The sequence below is a fragment of the Paenibacillus sp. 3LSP genome, assembly GCF_032465655.1.
Lineage (GTDB): Bacteria > Bacillota > Bacilli > Paenibacillales > Paenibacillaceae > Fontibacillus > Fontibacillus barengoltzii.
This window is the reverse complement of sequence record NZ_JAWDJI010000091.1, coordinates 41,572-48,682: the sequence shown is the minus strand read 5'-3', so window position 1 is coordinate 48,682 and position 7,111 is coordinate 41,572. Positions and strand designations below refer to the sequence as shown.

Sequence of the window (7,111 nt, the reverse complement as noted above, 5' to 3'; positions counted from 1 at the left end):
GGGAACCGCCGCGGTCGTTATTATGTTCGGCTGGCTGCGAAAATATAACGCCGGGCGCAGCTAACGCCCCCGGCAGTTCCATCCACACCATCCGAAAAAAACATCGGTCCCCGCCTTAGGCCGAGTGGTTTTTTGGGCAGAATTCATATAAACTGGAAGTGAAGGGGATGTCGTAAATTGCAACGTCTTGTCCCTCATTGTCTTCTGGAAGGTGTGTGGTGGATATGTCCGACAACAACAAACTCATGACTGGCGTCTTGATCCTCGCTGCCGGAGTGATTATCCTGCTCGGTAAATTAGGGTTTTTCAGCTTTCTGGGAAGAGCGCTTTGGCCGCTGCTGCTGCTGATCCCTGGGATTTTGCTGCACATCTGGCATTTCTGGCGGAAAGGTCCTGCGGAATTGCTGCTTCCTGGTGCCATTCTGGTCGTCTACAGCCTTGTATTTTTTACCGGGGTTATCGGTGGATGGCAAACCTTGAAATACACCTGGCCGATCTTCTTCCTCGGCGTTGCCGTCGGTTTGTTTGAGTATGGTTACTTCGCGCCTCAGCGGCAGAACGGAATATTCATCGCCGCCCTGATTTTGGGAGCGATCTCACTTCTGTTGCTCGGTTGGACGTTGTTTGCTTCATCCATCGTTTATTTCTTGGCTATTGTTCTAATCGTTGCCGGGATTTGGTTGATTGCAGGTCGAGGCAACCGTCGGAGATCATGGTGAGGCAGGGATAGTTCTTGAAAATTTCAAGATTTCACGTATAATATAAGGGATATGTCAAGCGTCGGCATTTAAGTCGACGCTTTGTTTTGTGGTGGATGAGACGGCACTTGGTCTTGTCGACTAATTCCTGTTCGAAGTGCAAATTGTATTGATAAACCCTTCTCAATAATCTATAGAGACGAAAGGATATGGAGACAAACCTATGCATGATAGAAAACAAATTCGCAATATTGCGATTATTGCCCACGTTGACCACGGGAAAACGACACTCGTCGATAAACTGCTGCAGCAATCCGGGATCTTCCGGGAGAACGAAGCAGTGCAAGAGCGGGCCATGGACTCCAACGATTTGGAGCGGGAACGCGGAATTACCATTTTGGCCAAAAATACTGCCATTACGTACAAAGACTATTTGATTAATATTGTGGATACTCCGGGACACGCCGACTTCGGCGGGGAAGTAGAACGGATTATGAAAATGGTCGACGGCGTGCTGCTCGTGGTGGATGCTTACGAAGGCTGCATGCCGCAGACGAAGTTCGTACTTCGCAAAGCGCTGGAACACCATCTGACACCTATCGTTGTGGTGAACAAAATCGACCGTCCGGCCGCACGTCCGGCCGAAGTCATCGACGAGGTGCTGGATCTGTTTATCGAGTTGGAAGCCAGCGATGATCAGTTGGACTTCCCTGTCGTTTACGCTTCGGCGTTGAACGGCACATCCAGCCTGGATCCAGAGAAGCAGGATGACAACATGCTGGCATTGTATGAAACGATCATCGATCATATTCCGGCACCGACGGAGAACGTCGATGAGCCGCTGCAATTCCTCGTCACGTTGATGGACTATAACGAATACTTGGGACGGATCGCCATTGGCCGAGTGAACCGCGGCGTGATTCGCCAAGGTCAATCTGTCGCAGTCATGACCCGTGACGGCAGCAAGAAGACGGCACGCATCGAGAAGCTGTTTGGCTTCCAAGGCTTGCGCCGCGTGGAAATCGAAGAAGCGGGCGCCGGGGACATCGTCGCCGTTGCCGGGATTAAGGATATCAATATCGGGGAAACGATCGCCGATCCGAACAACCCGGAAGCCTTGCCGGTCTTGAAAATCGATGAACCAACGCTGCAAATGACGTTCCTTGTAAATAACAGCCCGTTTGCGGGACGTGAGGGTAAATGGGTGACTTCCCGTAAACTGCGCGAGCGTCTGTTTAAGGAACTCGAAACGGACGTTTCCTTGCGTGTGGATGAGACGGACAGCCCGGACGCCTTTATCGTATCTGGCCGTGGTGAGCTTCACCTGGGGATTCTGATCGAGAATATGCGTCGTGAAGGATACGAGCTGCAAGTATCTAAGCCTGAGGTTATCGTACGGGAAATCGACGGCGTGAAGATGGAACCGATCGAACGCCTGCTGATCGACGTGCCGGAAGAGAGCATGGGCGCCGTTATGGAAAGTTTAGGTTCCCGCAAAGCGGAAATGGTGAATATGGTCAACAACGGTAATGGCCAAGTTCGCTTGGAATTCTTGATTCCAGCCCGCGGCTTGATCGGGTATCGGACGCATTTCCTGACGTTGACTCGCGGCTACGGCGTGATGAACCATGCGTTCGACAGCTATGGTCCATTTGTTGGCGGGCAAGTTGGCGGACGTCATGAAGGCGTGCTGGTTTCCAGTGAAAACGGCGTTTCGACCCTTTACGGGATCTTGTCCATTGAGGATCGCGGCATCCTGTTCGTGGAACCAGGTACAGAAATTTATGAAGGTATGATCGTAGGGGAGCATACCCGCGATAATGATATCGTTGTAAATATTTGTAAAGAAAAACAACTGACCAACGTCCGTTCTGCTACGAAGGACGAAACAGTGAAGATGAAGACACCGCGGCTCTTCTCGCTGGAACAGGCGCTGGAATATTTGAATGACGACGAATATTGCGAAATTACGCCAAAATCGGTTCGCTTGCGCAAGAAGATTCTGAACAAGAGCGAGCGGGAACGTGCAGAAAAACATCGCAAAATGGCGGAAGCCAACCTATAATTAGGAATAAGGTTGCCATTTGAAGGAGGGTTTCGTTATGCAGGCTTGGTTTGCCAGCCATCCGATAATTTCCTACGTGCTGATCTTCGTGCTGATTATTTATGTTTACAATAAGGTGTTTCGTGCACAGCAGAAGCTGCCGCTGTTTAAGGAGATTATTTTGTACCTCCTCATGGCGCTGGGTTCCTTCCTGCTGCTCATTTTCCAAATTGATAAGCTGCCGATCATTCAATGTTTGCTGGTGGCTGTCGTTTTGATGCTTATGGTGAGAATTCGTTATTTTGTCGAGGGACGACGGAACAAGCAGAGCAAGAAGGGTTCGCCGTCTGGCGATAAATCGGTATAATTTACCTTCGCTTTCGAACCGGTAACTTTTCCGAAGCTCGGTACGTCTTATTGAATACAACAACATTTTTACAGAAATAAGGTGTTTTAGTTCATGAGTTCTAACCGCAGCGGCTTACCTCCACGAGGGCAAGGCCAACGAGGGTCGACAAAAGGTTCAAAACGGGGTTCCACTCGAAAAAGAAAATCCAGCGGCCTCAAACGGTTCTTCCGAACCGTCCTGACGCTCCTCATTATCGGAGTGATTGGGGTAGGCCTTTATGCAGGGTATTTATTCTATACCGCCGATAAGGTGATCGATGCCACAGGGACCTCAGGCGAGGTGGCACCTGAGAAATCCGCCAAGGTCAAGCCGATTACGATGTTGCTCCTAGGGACGGATTACCGTCCGCAGACCGGCACCCATCTGAGTGACGTGATGATGGTCATCGCGATGAACCCGGATACGAAATCGGCCACGGTTGTCTCTCTTCCGCGCGATACGAAGCTGGAATTGGACGGATATAAGACGAATAAGCTCAATGCGTACTATCCGAACTTCCTAGCGGCAGAGAAGAAATCAGGAATCCCTGCCACTCAGGAAATGAAAACGATGATGAGCAAGTTTTTTGGGATCAACATCGATTATGTAACGGTGCTGAATTTCCAAGGGTTCCGCGATGTGGTGGATGCGCTGGGCGGCGTGGACGTCAATGTGGATGCCAACATGTGTTATCGGGATACGGCGGATGGCACGAATATCAATCTGAAGAAAGGCGAGCAGCACCTGAACGGGGAAGATGCGTTAGGTTATGTTCGCTACCGCAAATCGAACTGTAGTCCGAAGACGAAGGGTTCGGATGATTTCGATCGTAACCGCCGACAAAATGAAGTGCTTCACGCCCTGATTGATCAAGCGAAGTCGCTGAATGGGGTCATGGGGGCTGGCAAAGTCATTGAATCCGTCGGCAAGAATTTGGAGACGGACCTGGAATCGCAGCAAATGAAGAATATCATTCAAGCGTACTGGAATATTTCCAAGGAAAATGTAGATTTCATGCCAGTAACCGGGGATTGGAAGAGTCCGTACGTGTACTTGCATCAGGATGAACTCGAAGCGGCCAAGCAGGCGCTGAAGGATCAGCTCGACGGGAAGGCAGGTTCGGCGCAGGCAAACAGCGGGGAGACGGAAGACGGACAGGTCAACTGACGATTGAATGCAAGTTTTGCTGCGTGCTATAATACAATTGACTTAAGGATAGCTGAAGCGTATTGAGCAGAAATCCGATGTAACACCGTACAGGAGGGCTGGTCTAATGTCCGAAGTCGTAACCCAATTGTCTGATTCGCTTTATTCCCTACTCCAGTCCGAAACGTATGTACTGTTGAACACGGTGGATCAGGAATCCGGCGGCCCTACATCCAGTGCGATTTCTTGGGTGTATGCGGTGGATCCTTCGAAGTTGCGGCTGGCTCTGGATCATCGCTCCAGATTGGTCGGCAATTTGAAGGCCAATCCGCGGGCGACGGTGACGGTGTTTGGCCAGGATACGATTTATGCCATCAATGGCCGAGCTTCCGTTGTACAGGATCCACTGGATGGAGTGCCGTTTAATATGTGCTGTTTCGACATCCAGATCGATGCGGTGCGAAACGCGTTGTTTTATGGCGCGCAACTGGTGTCACCGCCGGAATATGCCAAAGTTTATGACCAGCGTGCTGCGGACATGCTGGATCGTCAAGTGTTTGAAGCCATGAAGAAAGCCTAGCGAATTGATCGCTAGGCTTTTTTTCCTTCTTGGGACAAACTTAACGCAGATTTTGCCGCGTTCCGCCGTCGCCAGGGGCGATTTGCATTTGCTTCGGATTGCCTTCCGGCGGACGGGTATCGTTCGGAATCTGAGGGACGATCCGGCCGATAATATCTGCCAGCTCGGTGGCGAAGCCGGATACCGGCCGACCTTCGCGGATTTTTTTGCCGATCTCGGCAATTCGTTGATTTAAGTCGATATCCGCGGTGACGATGGCGCCGGCCCCGTGCGGATCTTTCCGAAGCGCTTCAGCTACCGTATATTTAATGCTTCCAACCCTTGCACGTTCGAGGCGGCTATCCACATCGATACCTACGATGGCGGTTTTGCCCATAATGACACAATGCGCGCCTTTCACGCCGGGGACTTTTTTCACCAGTTGTTCCAAATATACTTGTCTTTCCTGGTCCGACATGACCTCTTTATCGTTGATATTGGTTGCATAAGGGTCCACGCTTTGTGCCTGGGGCGCATTCCCTGTTTGATTATTTGGAGAGGGTGATGCCTTTTCAGAACGAGTTCCGCAACTTGTAAGCAGGGTAGCCGTCAGTAACAAACACAGCCATAATCGCATGTTCGATCCGTCCTTTCGGAATTGATCTCTCGATACCGGGTTCTAATATCGGTTATAGAGTTCCCGGGACGCCAAAAAATATGTATGCTCATAAGGCTGCAATGACCGCGGTGGAGGGGATAATGGTGAAGAAGATCTTTGTATTGGATACGAATGTATTATTGCATGATCCGGGGGCCGTATTTGCCTTTGACGAACATGATGTGGTCATTCCGGCTGTCGTGCTGGAGGAAATCGACAGCAAGAAGCGTAACGCCGACGAGATCGGCCGGAATGCGCGGGGCGTCTCCCGCTTGCTGGATGGCTTGCGGTCGACGGGCCATTTGCATGATGGCGTACCGCTGGAGGGCGGCGGGCGAATTAAGGTGGAGTTAAATCACCGCAGCTTCGTCAAGGTTCAGGAAATGTTCGGGGAAGTCACTAACGACAACCGGATTCTTGCCGTAGCCCTGAATTATCACCTGGAGCAAGCGGAGATGGAAACGCCGCGGCCGGTGATCCTGGTCAGCAAGGATGTACTGGTTCGGATCAAAGCCGATGTTCTAGGACTTCATGCTGAGGATTACTTGTCAGACCGAACCGTAGGCCCCAGCGATCTATACGGAGGTTATTCAACCATTAAGGTTCACCCATCGGTGATCGATGAATTTTATACGTATCGCTTTTTGCCCATTAAACCGCTGGGACTTAGTTATTCCCTTTATCCGCATGAGTTTGTGATATTAAAAGATGAAATGGGAACCGGAAAATCCGCTTTGCTGAAAGTAAACGAAGATGCTACTCGTTTGGAACCGTTGTATCTTAGCAATGAGCCGATTTGGGGAATCAGCGCTCGAAATGCGCAGCAGCGCATGGCATTGGAATTGCTGCTTAACGATGATATTCCGCTCGTCACGATCACGGGCAAAGCCGGGACGGGGAAGACGTTGCTTGCGTTAGCCGCCGGGCTGTTGAAGGTCGAAGATGAGCACAAATACAAAAAGCTGTTGATTGCCCGGCCCGTTGTCCCGATGGGCAAAGATATCGGTTATCTTCCCGGAGAAAAGGAAGAAAAGCTGCGTCCGTGGATGCAGCCGATCTATGATAACCTGGAGTATCTATTCGATACGAAGAAATCCGGTGACATTGAGAAAATCTTGATGGGGCTGGGCAGCATCCAGGTCGAGGCCCTCACCTACATCCGCGGCCGCTCAATCCCGGGGCAGTTTATTATCGTGGACGAGGCGCAAAACCTGTCCCGCCATGAGGTGAAGACAATCGTGTCGCGCGTCGGCGAAGGCAGCAAGATCGTGCTGGTCGGTGATCCGGAGCAGATCGACCATCCGTATCTGGACGCTTCCAGCAACGGGTTAACCATATTGGTCGAACGCTTTCGCGACCAGGGGATCAGCGGGCATATCACGCTGGAGAAGGGCGAACGCTCGAAGCTGGCTCAGCTGGCGGCGGATTTATTGTAGAAGGGAGAGCTCGCTCACATTCGAGGAAAATCATAGTAGCAGCCCGGCGAATCGTTCAACTTGATTCACCGGGCTTTTTTCGTGTGTGTTCTCGAAGTGGGAACCTGCAAAAGTGCAATTATTTTTCGCGAAATAGGGCAAAAAGGGCTTTTCCACAAAAAAGCCTGCACTTTTCCAGGCTT

Annotated in this window: 7 protein-coding genes; 6 read left to right on the top strand and 1 reads right to left on the bottom strand. The window is 50.9% G+C overall.

Going from position 1 to position 7,111, the window contains the following annotated elements:
- Positions 1–224: 224 nt before the first annotated feature.
- From RW092_RS07260 to RW092_RS07240, 5 genes are all read left to right on the top strand, one after another.
- Positions 225–719 carry a hypothetical protein gene (locus RW092_RS07260; protein ID WP_028537918.1) on the top strand — a complete coding sequence of 165 codons (495 nt, stop codon included), beginning with the start codon at positions 225–227 and terminating at the stop codon, positions 717–719.
- 202 nt (positions 720–921) lie between these two features.
- Positions 922–2,763, top strand: a complete 1,842-nt coding sequence (gene typA / locus RW092_RS07255) for a translational GTPase TypA (protein ID WP_016311481.1) — start codon at positions 922–924, stop codon at positions 2,761–2,763.
- 37 nt (positions 2,764–2,800) lie between these two features.
- Positions 2,801–3,109 (top strand): YlaH-like family protein, encoded by a 309-nt coding sequence (locus RW092_RS07250; protein ID WP_085169634.1) that lies wholly within the window; start codon positions 2,801–2,803, stop codon positions 3,107–3,109.
- Positions 3,110–3,202: 93 nt separating this feature from the next.
- The gene (locus RW092_RS07245; RefSeq protein WP_316009894.1) at positions 3,203–4,297 is read left to right on the top strand and encodes an LCP family protein; all 1,095 of its coding nucleotides are present in this window, start codon (positions 3,203–3,205) and stop codon (positions 4,295–4,297) included.
- 106 nt (positions 4,298–4,403) lie between these two features.
- Positions 4,404–4,856 (top strand): pyridoxamine 5'-phosphate oxidase family protein, encoded by a 453-nt coding sequence (locus RW092_RS07240; protein WP_016311484.1) that lies wholly within the window; start codon positions 4,404–4,406, stop codon positions 4,854–4,856.
- 40 nt (positions 4,857–4,896) lie between these two features.
- Here RW092_RS07240 and RW092_RS07235 read toward each other — a convergent pair whose 3' ends face one another.
- On the bottom strand, positions 4,897–5,472 hold the full coding sequence (locus RW092_RS07235) for a YhcN/YlaJ family sporulation lipoprotein (protein ID WP_316009893.1): 576 nt from the start codon (positions 5,470–5,472) through the stop codon (positions 4,897–4,899).
- 125 nt (positions 5,473–5,597) lie between these two features.
- Between RW092_RS07235 and RW092_RS07230 the strand changes: the two genes are divergently transcribed.
- Positions 5,598–6,929 (top strand): PhoH family protein, encoded by a 1,332-nt coding sequence (locus tag RW092_RS07230; RefSeq protein ID WP_127575402.1) that lies wholly within the window; start codon positions 5,598–5,600, stop codon positions 6,927–6,929.
- The last annotated feature ends 182 nt before the right edge of the window (positions 6,930–7,111 follow it).